At 68.0% G+C, this 18,813-nt stretch carries 19 protein-coding genes; 11 read left to right on the forward strand and 8 right to left on the reverse strand.

Going from position 1 to position 18,813, the window contains the following annotated elements:
- Nucleotides 1-73: 73 nt before the first annotated feature.
- The 6 genes from ACIP5T_RS11210 to ACIP5T_RS11235 form a co-directional block, all read right to left on the reverse strand.
- Complete coding sequence (locus ACIP5T_RS11210) at nucleotides 74-1,054, reverse strand: hypothetical protein (RefSeq protein WP_400863127.1); 981 nt, start codon at nucleotides 1,052-1,054, stop codon at nucleotides 74-76.
- Between the two features lie 11 nt (nucleotides 1,055-1,065).
- A complete protein-coding gene (locus ACIP5T_RS11215; protein ID WP_400863129.1) occupies nucleotides 1,066-1,854 on the reverse strand; it encodes a signal peptidase I in 789 nt (262 codons plus the stop codon).
- A gap of 58 nt (nucleotides 1,855-1,912) precedes the next feature.
- Nucleotides 1,913-2,725 (reverse strand): hypothetical protein, encoded by an 813-nt coding sequence (locus ACIP5T_RS11220; RefSeq protein WP_400863131.1) that lies wholly within the window; start codon nucleotides 2,723-2,725, stop codon nucleotides 1,913-1,915.
- Between the two features lie 83 nt (nucleotides 2,726-2,808).
- Nucleotides 2,809-3,798: a hypothetical protein gene (locus tag ACIP5T_RS11225; RefSeq protein WP_400863132.1), complete on the reverse strand. Its 990-nt coding sequence runs from the start codon at nucleotides 3,796-3,798 to the stop codon at nucleotides 2,809-2,811.
- Nucleotides 3,795-4,478: a hypothetical protein gene (locus ACIP5T_RS11230; protein ID WP_400863133.1), complete on the reverse strand. Its 684-nt coding sequence runs from the start codon at nucleotides 4,476-4,478 to the stop codon at nucleotides 3,795-3,797. Before ACIP5T_RS11230 ends, ACIP5T_RS11225 begins: the two co-directional genes overlap by 4 nt.
- The gene (locus ACIP5T_RS11235; RefSeq protein ID WP_400863135.1) at nucleotides 4,475-7,480 is read right to left on the reverse strand and encodes a hypothetical protein; all 3,006 of its coding nucleotides are present in this window, start codon (nucleotides 7,478-7,480) and stop codon (nucleotides 4,475-4,477) included. Before ACIP5T_RS11235 ends, ACIP5T_RS11230 begins: the two co-directional genes overlap by 4 nt.
- Before the next feature lie 283 nt (nucleotides 7,481-7,763).
- Here ACIP5T_RS11235 and ACIP5T_RS11240 point away from each other — a divergent pair, with 283 nt between their 5' ends.
- From ACIP5T_RS11240 to ACIP5T_RS11270, 7 genes are all read left to right on the forward strand, one after another.
- On the forward strand, nucleotides 7,764-8,420 hold the full coding sequence (locus tag ACIP5T_RS11240) for a TetR/AcrR family transcriptional regulator (protein ID WP_400863136.1): 657 nt from the start codon (nucleotides 7,764-7,766) through the stop codon (nucleotides 8,418-8,420).
- A complete protein-coding gene (locus ACIP5T_RS11245; protein WP_400863138.1) occupies nucleotides 8,417-9,448 on the forward strand; it encodes an ABC transporter ATP-binding protein in 1,032 nt (343 codons plus the stop codon). Before ACIP5T_RS11240 ends, ACIP5T_RS11245 begins: the two co-directional genes overlap by 4 nt.
- Nucleotides 9,445-10,245 (forward strand): ABC transporter permease subunit, encoded by an 801-nt coding sequence (locus ACIP5T_RS11250; protein WP_400863140.1) that lies wholly within the window; start codon nucleotides 9,445-9,447, stop codon nucleotides 10,243-10,245. Before ACIP5T_RS11245 ends, ACIP5T_RS11250 begins: the two co-directional genes overlap by 4 nt.
- 695 nt (nucleotides 10,246-10,940) lie before the next feature.
- The gene (locus ACIP5T_RS11255; RefSeq protein ID WP_400863142.1) at nucleotides 10,941-11,366 is read left to right on the forward strand and encodes a GntR family transcriptional regulator; all 426 of its coding nucleotides are present in this window, start codon (nucleotides 10,941-10,943) and stop codon (nucleotides 11,364-11,366) included.
- Nucleotides 11,363-12,280 (forward strand): ABC transporter ATP-binding protein, encoded by a 918-nt coding sequence (locus ACIP5T_RS11260; RefSeq protein WP_400863144.1) that lies wholly within the window; start codon nucleotides 11,363-11,365, stop codon nucleotides 12,278-12,280. Before ACIP5T_RS11255 ends, ACIP5T_RS11260 begins: the two co-directional genes overlap by 4 nt.
- Nucleotides 12,280-12,966: a hypothetical protein gene (locus ACIP5T_RS11265; RefSeq protein WP_400863145.1), complete on the forward strand. Its 687-nt coding sequence runs from the start codon at nucleotides 12,280-12,282 to the stop codon at nucleotides 12,964-12,966. The genes ACIP5T_RS11260 and ACIP5T_RS11265 overlap by 1 nt, the downstream gene beginning before the upstream one ends.
- A 158-nt stretch (nucleotides 12,967-13,124) precedes the next feature.
- On the forward strand, nucleotides 13,125-14,279 hold the full coding sequence (locus tag ACIP5T_RS11270) for an aromatic acid exporter family protein (protein ID WP_400863146.1): 1,155 nt from the start codon (nucleotides 13,125-13,127) through the stop codon (nucleotides 14,277-14,279).
- 3 nt (nucleotides 14,280-14,282) lie between these two features.
- On the opposite strand, the gene ACIP5T_RS11275 is transcribed toward ACIP5T_RS11270, so the two are convergent.
- On the reverse strand, nucleotides 14,283-14,864 hold the full coding sequence (locus ACIP5T_RS11275) for an ArsR/SmtB family transcription factor (protein WP_400863148.1): 582 nt from the start codon (nucleotides 14,862-14,864) through the stop codon (nucleotides 14,283-14,285).
- A 75-nt stretch (nucleotides 14,865-14,939) separates the two neighbouring features.
- Here ACIP5T_RS11275 and ACIP5T_RS11280 point away from each other — a divergent pair, with 75 nt between their 5' ends.
- Complete coding sequence (locus ACIP5T_RS11280) at nucleotides 14,940-16,361, forward strand: MFS transporter (RefSeq protein ID WP_400863150.1); 1,422 nt, start codon at nucleotides 14,940-14,942, stop codon at nucleotides 16,359-16,361.
- Between the two features lie 163 nt (nucleotides 16,362-16,524).
- Nucleotides 16,525-16,983: a GyrI-like domain-containing protein gene (locus ACIP5T_RS11285; protein ID WP_400863151.1), complete on the forward strand. Its 459-nt coding sequence runs from the start codon at nucleotides 16,525-16,527 to the stop codon at nucleotides 16,981-16,983.
- Nucleotides 16,984-16,987: 4 nt separating this feature from the next.
- On the opposite strand, the gene ACIP5T_RS11290 is transcribed toward ACIP5T_RS11285, so the two are convergent.
- Complete coding sequence (locus tag ACIP5T_RS11290) at nucleotides 16,988-17,206, reverse strand: SCO4848 family membrane protein (RefSeq protein WP_400863153.1); 219 nt, start codon at nucleotides 17,204-17,206, stop codon at nucleotides 16,988-16,990.
- A 377-nt stretch (nucleotides 17,207-17,583) separates the two neighbouring features.
- On the opposite strand from ACIP5T_RS11290, the gene ACIP5T_RS11295 reads away from it, so the two are divergent.
- Both ACIP5T_RS11295 and ACIP5T_RS11300 read left to right on the forward strand, forming a co-directional pair.
- Nucleotides 17,584-18,210, forward strand: a complete 627-nt coding sequence (locus tag ACIP5T_RS11295; protein ID WP_400863155.1) for an RNA polymerase sigma factor — start codon at nucleotides 17,584-17,586, stop codon at nucleotides 18,208-18,210.
- Complete coding sequence (locus ACIP5T_RS11300; RefSeq protein WP_400863157.1) at nucleotides 18,207-18,689, forward strand: hypothetical protein; 483 nt, start codon at nucleotides 18,207-18,209, stop codon at nucleotides 18,687-18,689. The genes ACIP5T_RS11295 and ACIP5T_RS11300 overlap by 4 nt, the downstream gene beginning before the upstream one ends.
- The last annotated feature ends 124 nt before the right edge of the window (nucleotides 18,690-18,813 follow it).

The raw sequence follows: 18,813 nt of genomic DNA on the forward strand, positions 1-18,813 counted from the left end.
CGGCGGACCAGAACGGGGGATGGCAGGCTCAGGGCCGCCCGCGTTCGGCGGACCGTCGCGAACCGTCTTCGTCCTAGGCCGACAGGGCGAGGGCGGTGCGAAGGGGCGCGGGCGCGCATCCGATGCACAGCGTCTCTCGCTCGCCGGATGCGGTGCGCCGAGCGACCCAGGGTGCGCCTCGTCCGATCGCGTCATCGCATCCGTCGCAACGGCGACGGCGGGCTGCCAGCAGGAGCAGCCCTGCGACAGCGATGCCGAGAGCGAGAGCGACGAGCGCCGCGGTGATGGCCGCGCTGCCGCCCGTCGCCGCCAGGATCGGGGGTGTCGTGCTCGTGTCGCCCTCGAGCTGCACGACGATGTCGAAAAGCAGCTCGGTCGACTCAGCATCCGCGCTCCTCTGGGTGGCCAGAGATGCCGGCACGTCGAATCCGACCGTCACGGGAACATCCGCATCGCGCGGAACCTGCACCTGCACGAGTTCGGGACGTCCGTCGTCGAGGGCGAGCAGATCGGAGAACGGCGCAGAGCCCGTCACACCGGCGATGTCCCAGAAGAGCGTGACGTGGTCGCCGAGTGCTGGGTTGGCAGCGAGGGTGGGCACGGTCTCTGCCAGCACGAGGCCGACAGCCATGACGCCGTCGGATGGGCCGTCGTTACGCACGCGGAGGGTGCGGGAGACGTGATCCCCTGGCGATACCAGGCGTTCGCCCACGAAGCTCGCCTGGGCAGTGGCGTATTCGGACCCTCGCCAGTCCAGGTGAACCGTATGCCCATCCCACCGGCCCGAGACCAGGTCCGCCTGGGTGGCGGCGCTCGATGTGACGCCGGCGGCTCCCGTGGCGTGAGTCTCAGCCCCGGCAGCTCCGCGGGGAGTTTCCTCCGCCGGAGGGCGGGTCCCGAAGACGGTGGCGCTGGCGGGGGCCATGGACACCCCCAGCGCTATCAGGACGGCCAGCACGAGGGCGATGGCGCCCAGTGATCGCGCGCCGCGTGCCAGGCGCGATGGCTGCTTCAGAGAGCAGCTGTCGCCGGAGACGTCGATGTAGGCACTCATGGGTGTTCCTCTCACGGAGACGGTGAAACGGGTGCGGTTGAGTGAAATGTCTGTTCCAGAAGCGCGACCTCGCGCTCACGAAGAGCGAGTTCTCGCTCCCGCAGGTCCAGTTCTCGTGCTCTGAGCGACGCGTCATCGTCGGCCCCGCGGTTTCCCTCAGGAGACGGCGAAGCCGTATCCGGTGCGGTCAGTGCCCCCGCGATGGCGCGAACGCGCGTTCGCGGACGTGCCCGATCGAGTGCGTAGACGCCCACCGCCACGAGGGCGAAGATCGAGAACACGAGGATCTTGTTGTCGTCGACCCAGCTCCGCGCCCAGCCCACGGCGGGAATGCCGTACATGAACACGCCACGCACCTGCTCGGGCGAGACGGGCTCGTCGGGGGCTGAGTTGGCGTCGCCCTGCAGGATGAGCCGACAGGAAGTACCGTCCTCGTAGTTGCCGACGGTCTTCGCGGTGACGCGGTGGGTGATGAGTGCCGGGTCGTCCGGGGTGGGGTGGTAGGTCACGATGTCGCCGATCGAGACGTCGTCGCAGACCTCCTCCTGAGCGATCCCTCGTACTGCGACGACGTCGCCGGGGCCGAGGCCGGGTTCCATCGAACCGGTGAGCACGGTCAGGCTGTCTCCCCCGAGAATGCGGGGGATGAGGAACAGGGTCGCGATGACGACGATGATGACGCCAGCTGCGATCGCCCCCAGGACGGCACCGAGTGCCTGCCAGAGCGAGCCGGGCACACGTGCCAGACGTAGTCCGGCACCCGGCCGGGTGCGGGGAGATCTGATTCGGTTGCGAGGCACTGTCTTCTCCTTGACGTGGGGCACCCGCTGACGCGGGTGCCCCACTGCTCTGACCTGCTTACTTGAACTGCGAGCCCGTGTCGCGGACCTGATCGAGCTGCAGCTTCAGCTCGGCGAGGGTGTCGACGGTCAGGGCGTCCTGGCGGGTGCCCGTGGCTGCGTCGGTCTGATCCGAGTAGCTGCCGTCCGCCGCGAGGGTGTCCTTGCCGGCGTCGCCGGCGGTGCTGTCGAACGTGCCGTAGAGGACCACGGTGACGTCCTCGGACGTATCCGTCATCTGGAAGACGGTCGACTCCGCAGCGCCGCCTGCGGTGGCGACCATGGCAACGCCGTCGTCGACGCCGTCAGCCTGACCGGTTGCCGGTGCAGACAGGTAGAACAGGCTGCTGTCCGCGGGGACCGCGGTCTCGGAGACGAGCAGTGCACCCTGGTTGTAGACCTCGTAAGACCAGGTCATGGATGCGTTGCCGTCGATCATGGCGTCCAGACCGGCGACCGAGAGCTTGCCGACGAGGTTGTCGCCCTCGAGCGTGACGTCCGCGGAGAACGCCGCGGCGACCTTGTCACCCGGAACGGCGCGCCAGGATGCGTCGTCGATCAGGTGTCCGAGCTGAGTGCCGTCGGTGCCCGGGAGGGTGTCGGTCGCGTCGGATCGGTCGGCGGACACGTCGTAGAACGAGGTGTCCGCGGTCTGGACGAGGTTGAGGTCACCGCCCGTGATCTCGCCGCCGGCGAAGACGTCGTCGGCGCTCCAGAGCGCGAACGTCGAGCCCCCCGCAAGGAGCGCGACCGCGCCCAGCCCGACCCACACCAGTCCGCGGCGACGCTTGCGCTCCTCCGTGACAACGATGGTTGTTGCGTGGTTGTCCATGTTTCTCTTTCTGCTTGTAGCCCCTCTACAAGGGACTGGTTCACCCGACGCCCAGCTAGTCGTCGAGGTCTGTGCCGAACGTGCTACTCGTTCGAAGCTGTGAGCGCGAAACGGTCGCTGGGCTGCGTCACTCCCGCGTTGCGATTCGTCACCGCGGGGTCGAGGACGATGGTGATGTCCGGCTCGTTGTCCGGGTCCGGGTAGATCCCCGCACTCCAGACGTCCACGTCCCGCGGGCGTGTCTGGTCCTCCGCGATGCCGCTGGCTTCCACCTCATTGATGTAGGTGCCCAGCAGCGGCAACGACGGCGGGAAGCTGACAGACGTGCTCCACGTGTCCAGAGCCTCGTAGACCTTGCCGTCCTCGGCGATCCCCTGCGCGTAGGCATCATTGACATAACTGCCATCGGGCGCGTTGATGAAGGCCATCGCCGCACACCAGGTCTGACTCGATCCGCCGCTCGTTCCGGCGCCCGGTGCCTGGAGCTCGTGCGCCTGAGCGTCGAACACCAGGACGTTCTTGCGCAGTTCCCCTTCGGCCGTCTCAGGAGTCGCTGGCACGTCTGCGCAGCCGCCGCCGGCGTCAGCGGGATACACCTTGAGGGTCGAATACCGAAGAAGGGTGTTCTCTTCCCCGACCCCGGTGCTCAAGTCGTGGACCGAGCCGTCGCCTGCCACCTGCGAGGTGACGGACACGTCGTAGACGAGGCCGGCGATGCCGTCCGCCCGTCCGGTGGCATCGAACGTCCAGATGATCGGCGCGGCGTCAGGCCCCGTCTGCCCGAGAACCTCAGCCAACGTCGATCCCGGCAGGGTGAGTTCGACGGGGGCGCCGTCCTCGCTGTGGACGAGATCTGCCGACCCGTCCGTCGGAGCCGCCGCGAAGGCGACCCGGCCGAGGTCGAACGCAGGGATGCTGACGGAGTCATCCATCGCCCACAGGGCGTGTGCCGCCGGAACAGTGGAGGCGGCAAGTGCCCCCAGAGCGAGTCCACCGATCACGGCCTTCGCGTACGCTCGACCGCGGTCGCGCCTGCGCAGCCCTTTCGCCATGCGGTCGCTCTTGCGGCTCATGGGTTGCCTCCCTCGACGAAGCCGGATCCTTCGCGAAGCTGCTCGAGCGAGATGACGATGTTCCCGGCTGCCCACTGGTCGGGTGCGTCGTCGACGGATCCGCCATCGGCCCAGTCGTAGTCGCCGAGGATCTCTGCAGAGATGACGACCTTCCAGTCCTCGGTCATCCCTTCGTCTGTGCCGGTCAGACCGCCCATCGCGAGAGTCGTGCCGAAGCGGGCGGTGCCGGTTTCAGGGGCGACCTGAACGCCGTCCGCGTCCTCGATGTGGAACGACAGCGCGATCAGTCCGTCCTCGACTGCCTGGGCCGCGTCACTCCCGGTCGCGTAGTCCACCGAGAGCCCCCCGGCGATGTTGTCCCCCTGGAGGTACGACTCGACGTTCTGGGTGATCGTGATGAGGTCTCCGGGCATCAGGTCGAAGTCCGCCGGCGTTCCGGTGAGCGGGCGCTGCTCGGAATCGCTGAGTCCCGGAGTGATCTGGCTCCAGGTGGTCTCCATCGAGACCAGCCTCAGGTTTCCACCGGTGATGTCTCCCGCGCCGGCCGAAGTGCTGGCAGACCACAGAGCGTAGGTTCCGCCTGCCGATGCGCCGGCGATGAGCAGCCCGACCAGGAGCGGGGCTGTGACCCCCAGGCCCGGTCGCTCGAGACTCCGCTTGCGTCGTTCACGCGTGGTCACGGGGTCTCACCCGACTCGGAGCTCGGGCCGTCTGCCGTGGTGTCCACGGGAAGGAGGGAGACGCAGGAGAACAGTTTCTCGGAGTCACCGCTGTCGAGCGACGCGACCGTACCGATGACTCCGCCCTTGCCGAGTCGCTCGTCAGAGTCGATGACCTCGACATCGCGGAGGACCGTGAGCCAGTCGTCTGCGGAGGTGTTGCTGACGGTGTACACGAAGCACACGGCCTGACCGTCTGTGAGACGGCTGTCACGCGGAGCGGGCGTACCCGTGGCCTCGATCTGCTGAGCCGAGGAGGGATCGCCGACAGTGATGTACGCGCGCTTCACGATGTTGATGATCGGGTCGGTTGAGTAGAGGTACGGGTTCACGTCCGGCACGAGAAGACCGTCGTAGTTGCTGTCCCCGGTCACGACGGTCGCCGCGATCGTCGTCTTCGTGCCTGCCGGAGCGTCGCCTGCAGCGGCGGTCACGACAACGGCAGCCGACTGAGTCTCCCCGCCGTCGATCACCGGCGATGCGGTGCTCAACGACAGCTTCGGCGTCCCCTCGGGCTGATCGACGCTCGTCGGGAACTTCAGCTGCTCGGTCGGAACGGGTGCACCGCCCGCCAGCATGTAGGTGAACTTCTTACCCCGCCCGTCACCGGTCACCAGCGTGAACCTGTTCGGCTGAGCGGTGATGGGGTTCACGAACGTCACGACGTTGTCGGTGGCGCGCTCGCTCCCGGTCGCGGCTGCCGTGATGTTCACCAGTCCCGTGGGGATGGCGACGGTGCCCGCACCGATGGTCACGGTCACCTGCGCGGTGTCGTCGACGCGCACCACCACATCGAACTGGGTGCCCGAGCTTCCGGCGATCTCCGAGACCGAGACGATACGCGGGTTGAGCTTGTCGGCGTCGATGGTGCTGATGCCTGCTGCGACACCGTCGAGTCCCTCGGACGTCGCTCGCTTCGCCTCGACGACGAAGTCATCGCCGGCGACCGTCGACGTGTCGAGCTGCATCGACGAGGTGAGCGTGAAGTGCAGGTCGCGGGCGTGCGTCTCCTCGTTCTGAGTGGTGGCCTGCGCGATGGTGAGCACTGGACGGCAGTTGCCGTCGATGACTGCGACTCGCGAGTACTGTGACGACGACGATGTGGAGCCCGACAGGGGTTCGATCGTCTGCACCCGCAGTCCTCCCGTCACCGCTCCGGAGATGGGGTGGACGGGGCCGACGCCGCTGTTCGTCTCGAGTCGCTCGTCACCGGGCATGGGCAGAGCGACCTGCAGCGTCCGGCGCGCATCGGCGTCGACGTCGTAGCGGCCGATATAGACCTCCGCGTCGTTGCCCTGGGTCCAATAGACGTCGAGCTCGACGGGCACTCCGGGATAACGCCCTGCGGTGTTGTCTGCCGTGTTGGCTGCGTCGGCGGGCGGGGCCACTTCGAGGGGCACCGTGCACTCGGTCGCGGTGATCGGAGTGGCCTGGACGTTCGCGCTGCTGCGGGCGATCGGCCACCAGGTGTTCAGCTTCGCGTTCGCGGACGCGTTCACGTTGCTGACGAGGGTCGCCGCGACAGAGCCGTTGCCCGCGAACTCCTCGAGGACGGTGTTTGTCTGGCTTCCGGACCGCGGTCCGAACGTGTTGCGGGCGATCTCGACGACGCCCGTCTGCAGCATCCGGATGCCGGAACGGGAAGCACTGGTCGAGAATCCGTCGAAGTGGTTGTCCACGATGGAGACGCGCGAGTCGGCGAGGTTCATGGCGGAGTCGGTCGGCTCGAGACCGTCCCAGTAGACGGCCTGGGTGTTCATGGTTCCCGTTGCGAGGAACTCGTTGTCGGCGATCCTGCCGCCGGTGCCGATGCGCTTGTCGGTGGGGAGCATGATCGCCGCCGCGTTGTCCTGCACATCACCGTTGCCCGACATGCCCGTGAAGTCGTTGCCGACGATCTCGAAACTGTCGAGGTTGGCGTAGGCCAGGTCGACCACCGGCTGACGAGCGCGGTAGTAGGGGGCGGAGAACGAGTTGCCGCTGACCGTCAGCGTGCCGACGGTGGCGTACCGGAGGTCGAGGCCGCGAGCGTCCGAGGCGGATGAGCGGTTGATGTTCGGCGCGACGTTGTCGGTGAACTCGAGCTCCGTGATGTGCTGCTCATAGGCCTCGACCGGTGTCGAGGTGCATCCCGCTGCCGTGCTTCCGTTGCACGAACCGGAAGCGTCGCCTGCGAGATAGGTGTTGCCGGTGACGGTGAGCCCCTTGACGGGGAATGACGCACTGGTCCCCTCGACCACGCCCCAGTTCCACTCTCTCTCGCTGGAAGCGAAGCCGCTGATCGTGGAGTTCGAGACCGTGATCTCCTCAGCTCCCCCGCGCACGACGAAGAAGCGTTCGGGGTAATAGGTGACAGTGCGCACGTCGAGGTCGTCGAGGGTGACCCGCTTGGCCTTCGGCCCGATGTAGAAGGAGGTCTCCCCCGCCCAGACATCGTCGACGGCGCGGATGGTGATGTCAGGCCCGTTGAGGTGGAACGGAGCGACGGTGATATCTCCTGCCCCGGCAGGGTGGACTGTGATCCTGTGCTCCAGGTCGATGGTGACCGGCGCGGTCACCTCGTACACTGCACCGCTGCCGTCACCACTGGCGTCGCCGGCTACCGCACCGTTGGCTCCGGAGAGGGCCGTGGTCCTCATCCGGGTCGCTGTGCTGATCGCGATGTTGCCACCTGCGAAGTCGGGGTCGACCCCGATGGCCACCTCACCGGGGGCGGCGTTGAGGGCATTGGATTCTTCGATGGCCGCGCGCAGTGTGCACGTTCCGACGGTGGACTCGCAGATGCCGTCTGTGAGGGAGCCTGCAGCACTCTGAAGACCCAGGGAGTCGACCGACAGCTGGGTCGCCGCCTGGGCCATGTTCGCGATGGCGATCGGTGTGAGCAGTCCCGCTGCGATGGCGAGCGCCACGCCTAGCGCGGTGGCCTTGCGGCGGCGTCCGCTATCGGTTCTACGAGTTCGCATTTCAAAGTTCCCCTACTGCGCAGGAGCGCGGCGATGTCCAGGAGTGGCTGACGCATCCATGACATCTCCGGGCGGCGAGGGGCACACCGGGTTCGAGCGATCATGAGTGGTGCACGATCGGAAGTTGGGTACTCGTGGGGGCATCCCTGAGTGACGTACGCGTCACACGGGTGGAGAAACTGCCGGTCGACCGTTATTTCGCAGAGCTCTTCGTGACGGTCCGAGCCCTTCCCGGACAGCGACGCCCTTGACAGAGACTGAACACGCGTTTAGTCTGCTGTACATGCGTTCAGCTTCGGATGACCTCACCGCTCGGGCGCGGATCCGCGACGCCGCCATCGCCGCCTTCGCCCGTGATGGGTACGACGCCTCGAGCCTGCGTGCGATCGCCAGGGACGCCGGCGTCAGCCCGGCGCTGATCGTGCACCACTTCGGCGACAAGAACGCCCTGCGCACGGCATGCGACGACTACGTGGTCAGCGTCTTCACCGACGAGGAGCACGAGCTCATCTCCGCGCCGACCGGCGACCGCATCCGCACGGCGCTGCACGATCTCGAGCGCTACGGCCCCTACATCGACTACCTCTCCCGCATGCTCGTCGACGGCTCACCCGCCGCCGACCGGCTGTTCGACAGCTTCCTCGCCAATACGCGGCAGGTGCTCGACGAGCAGCGCACCGCGGGCATGCTCGAGCCGATGAGCGATCCCGAGATGACGACGCTGCTGCTGACGCTGATCGGTCTCGGACCCGTCGTGATGCGCGCCCAGATCGCGCGCACCCTCGGAATGGACCAGCTGAGCCCGGCCGGGCTGCTGCGCACCACCCTGCCGACACTCGAACTGCTCACGCACGGCATCTATTCGACGACCGCACTGCTCGACGGCGCGCGCGACGCACTCGCGGCCGAGGGGAACGCCCCGAGAGGAGACGCATCATGACCGACACCATCGAGATCGACCGTCTGAACAAGCGCTACGGCAGCCGCATCGCGCTGCATGAGCTCGAACTGCGCGTGCGCCCAGGCACCGTCTTCGGGCTCATCGGACCCAACGGCGCCGGCAAGACGACCACGCTCCGCACGCTCGTCGACGTCATCCGGCCGTCGTCCGGCTCGGTGCGCGTCCTCGGTGAAGATCCCCGACACGGCGGCGCGGCGCTGAGGCGGCGCATCGGATATGTGCCGGGCGAGCTCCACCTCGAGGGACGCTCGAGCGGACACCGGATGCTGGGGTTCTACGCGCAGGTCTCGGGCTCACGCGATTCCGCTGCCACGCTGCGCACCGGACGCGAGCTCGCCGACCGGCTCGGGCTCGACCTGTCGCGGCCCGTGCGCACGCTGTCGAAGGGCAACAAGCAGAAGGTCGGCCTGATCCAGGCGTTCATGCACCGACCGGAGCTGCTGATCCTCGACGAGCCGACCAGCGGCCTCGACCCCCTCGTGCAGAGGGAGTTCCTGCAGATGGTGCGCGAGGCGAAGGACGCCGGGCAGACGGTGCTGTTGAGCTCGCACGTGCTCAGCGAGATCCAGCAGACCGCCGACGAGGTCGCGGTGCTCGCGAACGGACGGGTCGTCGCCGACGGCGACGTCGCCTCCCTGCGCCTGGGTTCGATCCGCCGGGTGCGTGCCGAGCTGTCTGCGACGGATGCCGCGGCGGCCCGTGCCGCCTTCGATCGAGTCCCCGGCCTCAGCGGCATCGACGCGAGCGATGCCGACGGCATCCTGCAGCTGTCCGGCACGATCGACGGCGCCATCGATCCGTTAATCAAGGTGCTCGCCCGGTTCGAGGTGCGCGACCTGACGGTCGAGGAGCCCGACCTCGAAGAGTCGGTGCTGCGGTTGTACGGAGACCCGGCGGCGCGTGCAGCGTCGGCTCAGCCACAGGGCGAGGTCGGCCGCGGCGCTGCCGAGGCCGACGCCCAGCTGCCGACGAGACGCTCGATCCGCGACGGGGAGGCGGAGCGATGAACGGCATCCTGCCGGTGTTCCGGCGCAACCTGCGCGAATCGTGGCGGAGCCTTCTCGGGTGGACGGTCGGCCTCGCCGCCGTACTGTTCCTCTACCTGCCGCTGTATCCGAGCATCGGGGGCAACGGGCAGATGCAGGACATCATCGACGCCCTTCCGAAGCAGCTCGTCGAGACCATCGGGTACGACCAGATCTCCAGCGGCGCCGGGTACACCCAGAGCACGTTCTACGGGCTGATGGGCTTTCTGCTGCTCACGATCGCCGCGGTGATCTGGGGGTCCGCGGCGATCGCCGGCGCGGAGGAGAGCGGACGCGCCGAACTCGACCTCGCGCACGGCATCGGCCGCGGTCAGTACGCACTCGAGTCCGCTCTGGCCGTGCTCGTCAGGCTGCTGTGGCTCGGCACCTTCGCGGGCATCGTCGTCTGGGGCCTGAACGACCCCTCCGAGCTGGGCCTCGAGGGCTGGCGCATCGTCGGAGCCAGCGCGGCGCTCACCGGACTCGCGTTCCTCACGGCATCCGCCGCTCTGCTCGCCGGCGCAGCGACGGGTCGCCGCATCTGGGCCACCGGTGTCGGTGCCGGAATCGCCGTCGTCGGGTACATCCTGCAGGCACTCGCCAAGCAGTCGAAGGACCTCGACTGGCTGAACGCTCTCTCCCCCTACGCGTGGGTCTACCGGCAGTCGCCGCTCGCCGAGGGCGTGGATCCCGGCGGACTGGCCCTGACCTGGGGCCTCGCGATCGCGTTCGTCGTGGGGTCGGCCCTCGCGCTCCGCGCCCGCGACCTCCGCGGCTGAGGTTCGCGCTCGGCGCTCGCCCACCCTCCGGGGCGGGGCCAGTTCCGCACCTCCCCACGGGGCGGGGCCAGTTCCGCACCTCCCCCCGGATGCGGGGTCAGTTCCGCACCTCCCCACGGATGCGGGGCCAGTTCTGCACCCTGATCCGGCTTTTCCGGTGTGCAACTGGCCCCGCACAACATGGCATGGTCGGGAACGGACGCTGCCCCACGATGCGGGGCCAGTTCCGCATCTCTCTACGGGCGCGGGGCCAGTTCCGCACCTCCCTCCGGATGCGGGGCCAGTTCCGCACCTCCCCCCGGATGCGGGGTCAGTTCCGCACCTCCCTCCGGATGCGGGGCCAGTTCTGCACCCTGATCCGGCTTTTCCGGTGTGCAACTGGCCCCGCACGACCTGGCATCGTCGGGAACCGACGCTGCCCCACGGATGCGGGGTCAGTTCCGCACCTCCCCACGGATGCGGGGCGAGTTCCGCACCTCCCCACGGATGCGGGGCCAGTTCCGCACCGTATTCCGGGTTTTCCGGTGCGCAACTGGCCCCGCACGACACCGCGGGAACGGGCGCCGGAACGGGAACGGCACACCCGCGCTGCGACCCGCACTTGCCCGGGATCCGCCTCACCCACCCCTTGACACAACCGAGGTTCAGTGGTTACCTAGTCGAGCAACTAACCCACCAACCGCTGCGGAGGACTCGTGATCGAAGAAGGCAAGCCGCTCTTCCTCCAGATCGCCGAGCAGATCGAGGACTCGATCCTCGACGGCTCACTCACGGAGGAAGCTCAGGCCCCCTCGACGAACGAGCTCGCCGGCTTCTACCGGATCAACCCCGCAACAGCAGCCAAGGGAGTCGCCATGCTCACCGACAAGGGAGTGCTGTACAAGCGCCGCGGCATCGGCATGTTCGTCGCCGCCGGGGCGAAGGATCTGCTCCTCGGCGAGCGCCGCGCCGCCTTCGCCGATCGCTACATCGACCCGCTTCTCGCCGAGGCCCGCACGCTGGGTCTCGGCGCCGACGACCTGGCCGCGCTGCTCCGCGAGCGCGCGGCCCAGGAACCCCAGGCATCACAGACATCACAGACATCACAGACATCACAGACAGAAGGGATGACCCCCGCATGACCGCCGTCATCGAGGTGCAGCACCTCACCAAGCACTACAAGGAGAAGAACGCTCTCGACAACGTGTCTCTCACCCTCGAGGGCGGTGCGATCTACGGCCTGCTCGGCCGCAACGGAGCGGGCAAGACCACGCTCATGTCGATCCTGACCGCGCAGAACTTCGAGTCGTCGGGCACAGTGCGCGTCTTCGGCGAGCACCCCTACGAGAACACGCACGTCCTCAACCGGATCTGCTTCGTCCGCGAGAGCCAGAAGTACCCGGATGACGCCTATCCGCGTCACGCGTTCAAGGCCGCGAGCCTGTTCTTCCACAACTGGAACCAGGAGTTGGCCGACGAGCTCATCGAGCAGTTCCAGCTGCCGATGAAGCAGACGATCAAGAAGCTCTCGCGCGGCCAGCTCTCGGCCGTCGGGGTCATCATCGGTCTCGCCTCGCGCGCCGAGCTGACCTTCTTCGATGAGCCCTACCTCGGTCTCGACGCGGTCGCCAGGCAGATCTTCTACGACCGTCTGCTCGAGGACTACGCCGAGCACCCGCGCACGATCGTCCTCTCGTCGCACCTGATCGACGAGGTGTCGAACCTCATCGAGAAGGTCATCGTGATCGACAACGGCAGGATCCTGCTCGACGAAGACACGGATGCCGTGCGCGACCGCGCCGTCACCGTGATCGGCGATGCGACCAAGGTCGATGCGTGGGCGTCTGACCGCGAGGTGCTGCACCGCGAGGCACTCGGCCGGGTGGCATCCGTCACCGTGCTCGGGGCGCTGTCTGCCGCTGAGCGCGCCGAGGTCACGGCATCCGGTCTCGATCTCGCTCCGGTGTCACTGCAGCAGCTGATCGTGCGTCTGACGCAGAAGGCCGAGGCGGGCTCCGCCACCAGAGCCTCCGCCGCGAAAGAGGAGGTCCGCTGATGCGACGCACACTCAACGTCATCCGCCTGCAGCTCATCAACCGGCAGACGTTCATCTGGGTGCCGCTGATCATCCTCGGCTCGGCCGTGATCATCTCGATACTCATCTACGCGATGATCCCGACCGACGGCCCGAAGTACGGCGGTGGCGGCCAGGCTCCGCTCTGGTACTTCTTCGCGATCGGGATCTCGGCGATGACACTCACCTTCCCGTTCTCGCAGGCGATGAGCATCACGCGGCGCGACTTCTTCTTCGGAACCATGCTCACGGCGATCCTCGGCAGTGCCTTCCTGGGGATCGTGTTCCTGATCGGCGGCGCCATCGAGACGCTGACGAACGGGTACGGCATCAACGGGTATGTCTTCTACCTTCCGTGGCTGTGGGAGGCAGGGCCCGGCGGGGCGTTCATCGTGTACTTCTCCCTCGCCCTGTTCCTGTTCGTGGTCGGCTTCACAGGAGCGACCATCTACAAGAGCTGGGGACCGACGGTGCTCACGATCGTCGGTGTCGGCCTCGCGCTCATCCTGGTCGGGCTCGCGTTCCTCGCGACGAGACTCGAACTGTGGGGCCAGGTCTGGACCGGCATCCTCGACGCCGGCGCGCTCGGCCTCGCACTGTGGGGCCTCGTCGCCACTGCGGTGCTCACCGGCGTATCGTTCCTCGCCTTCCGCAGGGCCATCCCCTGATCGGTCGATGATCGCTCGATGCCGGTCGCTCCTCACGGGGGCGGCCGGCATCACCGCGTTCAGACCGCTACTCGGCCTCGCGGTCAGATGCAACCAGGTGCGAGGACGGATGCCGAGCGGCTAGCGTCACCCTTCGGGGAGGATGACGAGAGGATGCCGTGACGAACATCAGAACACGAGTGCGCGCGCGCCGCCCGGGCATCGTGCGCTCGCTGCGCGAAGCGGTCGACCCCGCCCGGCTGCTGCTCGTCGCCAAGACCGCACTGGCGGTCGGGCTCGCGTGGCTGATCGCCCCGCACACGCCCGGAGTCACCGACGAGTACCCGTATTACGCGCCGCTCGGCGCGCTGGTCAGCATGTATCCGACGCTCATGGGGTCGGTGCGATCGGGGCTCCAGACGCTGCTCGGACTCGCGACCGGCATCGGATTGGCCGCAGTCGTCGTGCTGACCGTCGGCCCGACCTGGTGGAGCATCCCGGTCGTGGTCGGCGTCGGCGTGCTGGTCTCGGGCACCGGCTGGTTCGGCGCAGGACGCGAGTACGTCCCCATGGCGGCGCTGTTCGTGCTGATCGTCGGCGGCCAGAACGCCGACGAGTACTCGCTCGGCTATCTCGTGCAGATGGGAGTCGGAGTGGTCGTCGGTCTCATCGTGAACCTGGTGATCGCTCCTGCTCCGCTCACCCTCGCCGCCGCGGCGAAGGTCGACGCCTTCCGCGCGCAGTTGAGCGACCATCTGCACGACATCGGGTCGGCCGTCTCGGAGTCCTGGCCGCCGGAGCACGAGCAGTGGGCCGACGATGCCTCCTCTCTCGCCGACACCACGTCAGAGCTGCGCACCGCGCTGTCCGACGCCGACGACAGCCGACGAGGGAACCCGCGGGCGTTCGGGCGGCGAGGTGACACGCGGCATATCCATGAGGAGCTCGCGCGCCTCGATCGCATCGCCCACCTGATCCGCGACATCTCCGACGAGGTCGCCGACACCATCTGGGACCGCCCCGGCGCGCTCGAACTGGATGCGGCACTGCCCGAACCGCTCTCGGCCGCGTGCCACGCCGTCGCCGACGTCATCGCGCAGCAGGATCCGCTCACTCCCGCAGATCACCGCGCTCGCGGAGAGGCGGCCCGCGCGATCAGGCTGCTGCTCGAGACCGTCGACGATCGCACGATCGATGTGCGGCGGTCCATGGGCCCTGGCGTGCTCGCGGCGATGCAGCTGCGCCGCATCCTGATCCTCAGCGGACACCGAGAGTCGGATGAGGACGAGTCAGACGACGAGGACGAGTCGGAGGGCCGGACCGAAGGCTCGTGACGATCAGATCGTGTCGTCGGCCGCGACGAGATCGATCTGCCAGAACCGCCCCTCGGCGTCGTAATCATCATGCGCGGCTTCGGCCTCGGACACCGCCTTGTCGAAGATCTCCATGACCGCCGTGAACTCTGCCTCGGTGAGCCGGGTCGTGCGCTGCTGGAACACGGCGTGGACGCCTGAGGCTCGACCCCCGTAGTACGCGGGCGACCACGCGATGACACGCTGGAGAAGGTCCTGGTGCTCGGCAGCCAGGGCTCGCACCACGGCTCCGCCGAGCTCCTCGTCGGCCACCGGATGGTCGGGGTCTCCGACGCTCATCGCGCCCTTCACCGGCGCCCAGACTCGATCACGGCGATCACGGGCGTGCTCGGGGGCCTCGACGATGAGTCCGGCGTCGGCGAGAGTGCGCAGGTGGAAGCTGACGCTGTTCGCGGCGACGTCGAGCTCGGCGGCGATGTCGGCCGCGCGCATATGGTCGCGGCGGGCGAGCAGGCGGAGGATCTGTCGGCGCAGCGGATGCGTATAGGCCTTGAGCATGGCAGTCGTCATCCATACGGGATCTTCGCCGTGAATGCCCTCGCCCATGGTCAGATCCTACCTGCAGGAATTATTGCGCAAGAGTAGTTGCGCAAGTCTTCTTGCGTAACTACTCTGAGGGGCATGACGACGACCGTTACCGACCCCCACCGGCTCTGGCGGAACACCCGGTACCTGACCTGGCTCGTGAGCGACACGAGCAAGGGCCTCGCCGCGACACTGTTCGCCTTCGCGATCCCCCTGCTCGCCCTGGTGGTCACCGACGATCCCGCCCAGGCAGGGGTGATCGGCGGTACGGGAATGGTCGCGCGACTGGTCTTCACACTCGCCGGCGGCATCCTCGCCGACCGGCACCGTCGCATCCTGCTCATGCTCATCGGCTCCCTCATCGGCATCCTGCTGGCCGGAGCATTCACGCTGTTGGCTGTGTCCGATGCGCTGACCTTCGGCACCCTGCTGGCTGCGAACGTCCTGCTGGCCGCTCGCAGCGGACTCTTCGACGTCGCGGGCGAGAGCGCGATCAAGGAGATCGTGCCCGATGACGCGATGGGCAGAGCTCAGGCCGCGAACCAGGGTCGGGATGCCGCGCTGCAATTGGCCGGCGGCCCGCTGGGCGGGCTGCTGCTCGGAGTCGGCGGCTGGCTCGTCGGAGTCGTCATGACGCTCTGCCATGCCGTCGCCGCAGTGACGGCGTGGATGCTGCAGCGCCAGGCTCGCCGCGTCGGGATCGCGGACGCAGGGGCCGAAGCCGTCGGGTTTCGGGTGGGCGATGACGGGGAAAACCCAGAGCCCCCGGTCGATGCAGGGCGTGTCACGGCGGGACTCGCCCTCGACGCGGCGGATGGTCTGGGCTTTCCCACGGATTCGAGTGCGGATGCCGCAGTCGCCGCACCGACCAGGACGAGCGCCTGGGCCGAGCTGCGCGAGGCCTTCGCCTGGCTGTTCTCACGCCCCGATCTGGGCGGCGTGCTCGTCATCATCACGATCATCAACCTCGGCTTCAACGCCGCGATCACGACCGTCATGTACGCGCTTCAGCAGGCCGGATACTCGGAGCTGCTGATCGGCTCACTCGGTGCGGGGGTCGGCGCGGTCATGCTCGCCGGTGCCATCGTGGCGCCCCTGCTCGTGCCGCGCATCCGCACCGGAGTCCTCGCGATCGCCGGTCTCGCGGGCGGCACCATCGGCACGATCGTGCTCTCGATGGTCACCGAGCCGTGGGCGATCGTCATCGTGCTGGGCGCCTCGGTGGTGCTGCTGCCGGCGCTCAATGCGGGGATGATGGGCTACTTCATGGTCGCGACGCCGACCGAACTGCTGGGGCGGGCCAACAGCGCGGCCGGCGTGCTGGGGATGGGCGCCATGCCGCTCGCGCCGCTGATCGCCGGCTTCGGCCTCACCTGGATCGGACGCGAATGGACGATCCTCGTGTGCGCAGCGCTCTGCGTGCTCGCCGTCGCCCTGGCGCTCGGCAACCGCGCGCTGCGCGCTCTGCCCGTCGAGTCCCGCTGGGCCGCGCACGCGAAGCAGTACGAGAGCGCCTGAGCGGCACCCGACGCTCGATCCGACACAGGGCGGTCGGCGCCGCCGTGTGCCACTTCGATCGAGCGCTCGCGGGGATTCTCGCGAAATGGATGACCGGGATGGCCAGATGTCGGCGCCTCTGCATAGGATCGGCGACACGCGCACCCGACCTGAGGAGACGAAGATGTCAGACATGCAGATCACCGAGAAGCCACTTCCCTACGTCCGCCTCGCGGCGCTGACCGAGACCGTCGCCTCTCAACCCGAGGTCGCCGCCGTCGTGGGCCCGCTGTTCGACCAGGTGGCAGACGTGCTCCTGGCCGCCGGCGCCACCCCGGGACTCCCCATCGCCGAATACGACATGAACAAGCACGGCGTGCGCATCACGGTCGGCTTCGTCTACGACGGCCCCGCCGTCGACGGGATCGTCATCGTCGAGCTGCCGGCCATCGACGATGCGTTCACCGCCACGCACCTCGGCACCATGGAGACGATCGATGACAGCTGGGACGCGGTGAACCAGGCGATCATCGCCCAGGGAGCGACGGCGCAGGGTGCCTGTCGTGAGGTCTATCTGCAGTCGGAGTCCGAAGATCAGGCCGACTGGATCACCGAGCTGCAGCAGCCGGTCACCCGCTCCTGACCCGTCAGAGCGCTCCGGCGAGCGCCGCGACGCCCACGATCACCGAGACCAGCGCGAGCACGAGGGCGATCGCGATCAGCACGGCGTGCACCTTCAGGAACGTCGTGGCCTTGCCTTCGGCATCCCGGGCCCTGGGGTCTGTCGCGACCCGCTTGTAGAAACGGGGCCACACCAGCACGTTGAAGGCGGCGTTGAGGAAGAGCACGACGGCGAGAGCGATCACCCCTCCACGCTAACGCCCGCGGCACGAGTCCCCGGCCACCCGGCCACCCGGCACCCGGCCACCCGGCCACCCGTCGCCCGCCATCCGGCATCCGGCATCCGGCATCCGTCTCCCGCCACCCCGCCACCCGGCGCCCGTCGCCCGGCATCCGCCACCCGGCATCCGTCTCCCGCCGTCTCTCATGCACCGCCTGCAGGACCAAGGCACGTCTGCAGGACCAGATCGCTGCCCTGTTCCCGCAGACGCTCATCCGTCCTGCAGACGGCACCTGAGATGACCCTCGGACTCAATCTCTCCAATATTCCGAAAAACATACCGAGTCCATGTATCACCAGGCTCTTGCCGTGCTCCTGACTGGTGTGATCACAATGGGACTCATGATCGACGGCGCACCCGACGGCGCCGCCCTCGATCCTGCACCGGACGACGGAGCGGCACGCTGGAAGCGAGCCGCCGAGTTCTTCGACGCATGGCGGGACGGCGACAGCCGCGCGATGGACGACCTCGTGCGGCTGATGACGCCTGTGCTCTGGCATGTCGTGCGTGCCTACGGGCTCGACCGCACCCTGGCCGAAGACGTCATCCAGACGACGTGGCTGCAGCTGGTTCGGGGGCACCGCTCGATCACCGATCCGAAGGCGGTGTCGGCCTGGCTCACCACCACCGCACGCCGCGAGGCCTGGCGAGCCGGCAAAGCTCACAACAGGGTCGACGCGACGGAGTCGGATGCCCTCGACGCACTGCTTCCTGAGCAGCAGTCGGCCGAGCATCACGCCACCGTCGGGGACGAGAAGCGACGGCTGTGGGCCGCGGTTCACCTCCTCGCCGACCGGTGCCAGCGCCTGCTGCGAGTGATCGCCTTCGAGGAGCGACCGGACTACGCCCGCCTCGCCGCCGACCTCGCGATGCCCGTCGGCAGCATCGGACCCACCCGTCAACGCTGCCTCGCGAAACTGCGCGAGCTGCTCGATGCACCGACACCACGAACGGGGGGCAGCTCATGAGCGAGAACGACGGCGCCCACGGTGGCGACAACCACGAAGACGCCGAGCTGTTCGCGCAGCTGCGTTCGCTCTGGCGCGATGTCGATCCGATGCCGGCCGCTCTGATCGATCGCATGATCGCGACGGTTGCGGCTGAGGGTCTCTCGGAGGAGTACGCACTGCTCACCCTCATCGAGGAACCGCTCGGCGCCGTGCGCGGTGACGCCGATGCACTGACCCTGCAGTTCAGCGACGGCACCACCAGCATCCTGCTGCATGTCACCCGCACGGCGACCGGCGCACACCGCGTCGACGGCTGGGTCGACTCGACCTCGAATGCGATCGAACTCGCGCAGGGCGAGCGCATCCGCACCACGACGACCAACGACACGGGTCGCTTCATGTTCGACGATGTGCCCGACGGACTGACTCTCGTGCGTCTGCGCACCATGGTCGGCGATCAGGAGCGAACCATGTCGACCCCGCAGTTCGAGTTGTGACCTACCGCGGGAACTCCCGCGCGCATGACGGGGCGACCCGTGCACACCACCGCTGGGCGACTCCCGCACCACGCAGGACCTCACTCACCGGAAGCGGGCCGACCCGCACACATCGCGGGGTCCC

It is taken from the genome of Microbacterium sp. NPDC088619 (assembly GCF_044752825.1).
Taxonomy (GTDB): Bacteria; Actinomycetota; Actinomycetes; order Actinomycetales; family Microbacteriaceae; genus Microbacterium.

What these genes read in the sequence shown, in the direction of transcription:
- ACIP5T_RS11210 (WP_400863127.1), bottom strand. Translation starts at nt 1,054, where the DNA reads ATGAGTGCCTACATCGACGTCTCCGGCGACAGCTGCTCTCTGAAGCAG.
- ACIP5T_RS11220 (WP_400863131.1), bottom strand. Translation starts at nt 2,725, where the DNA reads ATGGACAACCACGCAACAACCATCGTTGTCACGGAGGAGCGCAAGCGT.
- ACIP5T_RS11225 (WP_400863132.1), bottom strand. Translation starts at nt 3,798, where the DNA reads ATGAGCCGCAAGAGCGACCGCATGGCGAAAGGGCTGCGCAGGCGCGAC.
- ACIP5T_RS11235 (WP_400863135.1), bottom strand. Translation starts at nt 7,480, where the DNA reads ATGCGAACTCGTAGAACCGATAGCGGACGCCGCCGCAAGGCCACCGCG.
- ACIP5T_RS11240 (WP_400863136.1), top strand. Translation starts at nt 7,764, where the DNA reads ATGCGTTCAGCTTCGGATGACCTCACCGCTCGGGCGCGGATCCGCGAC.
- ACIP5T_RS11245 (WP_400863138.1), top strand. Translation starts at nt 8,417, where the DNA reads ATGACCGACACCATCGAGATCGACCGTCTGAACAAGCGCTACGGCAGC.
- ACIP5T_RS11250 (WP_400863140.1), top strand. Translation starts at nt 9,445, where the DNA reads ATGAACGGCATCCTGCCGGTGTTCCGGCGCAACCTGCGCGAATCGTGG.
- ACIP5T_RS11260 (WP_400863144.1), top strand. Translation starts at nt 11,363, where the DNA reads ATGACCGCCGTCATCGAGGTGCAGCACCTCACCAAGCACTACAAGGAG.
- ACIP5T_RS11265 (WP_400863145.1), top strand. Translation starts at nt 12,280, where the DNA reads ATGCGACGCACACTCAACGTCATCCGCCTGCAGCTCATCAACCGGCAG.
- ACIP5T_RS11275 (WP_400863148.1), bottom strand. Translation starts at nt 14,864, where the DNA reads ATGGGCGAGGGCATTCACGGCGAAGATCCCGTATGGATGACGACTGCC.
- ACIP5T_RS11280 (WP_400863150.1), top strand. Translation starts at nt 14,940, where the DNA reads ATGACGACGACCGTTACCGACCCCCACCGGCTCTGGCGGAACACCCGG.
- ACIP5T_RS11285 (WP_400863151.1), top strand. Translation starts at nt 16,525, where the DNA reads ATGTCAGACATGCAGATCACCGAGAAGCCACTTCCCTACGTCCGCCTC.
- ACIP5T_RS11295 (WP_400863155.1), top strand. Translation starts at nt 17,584, where the DNA reads ATGATCGACGGCGCACCCGACGGCGCCGCCCTCGATCCTGCACCGGAC.
- ACIP5T_RS11300 (WP_400863157.1), top strand. Translation starts at nt 18,207, where the DNA reads ATGAGCGAGAACGACGGCGCCCACGGTGGCGACAACCACGAAGACGCC.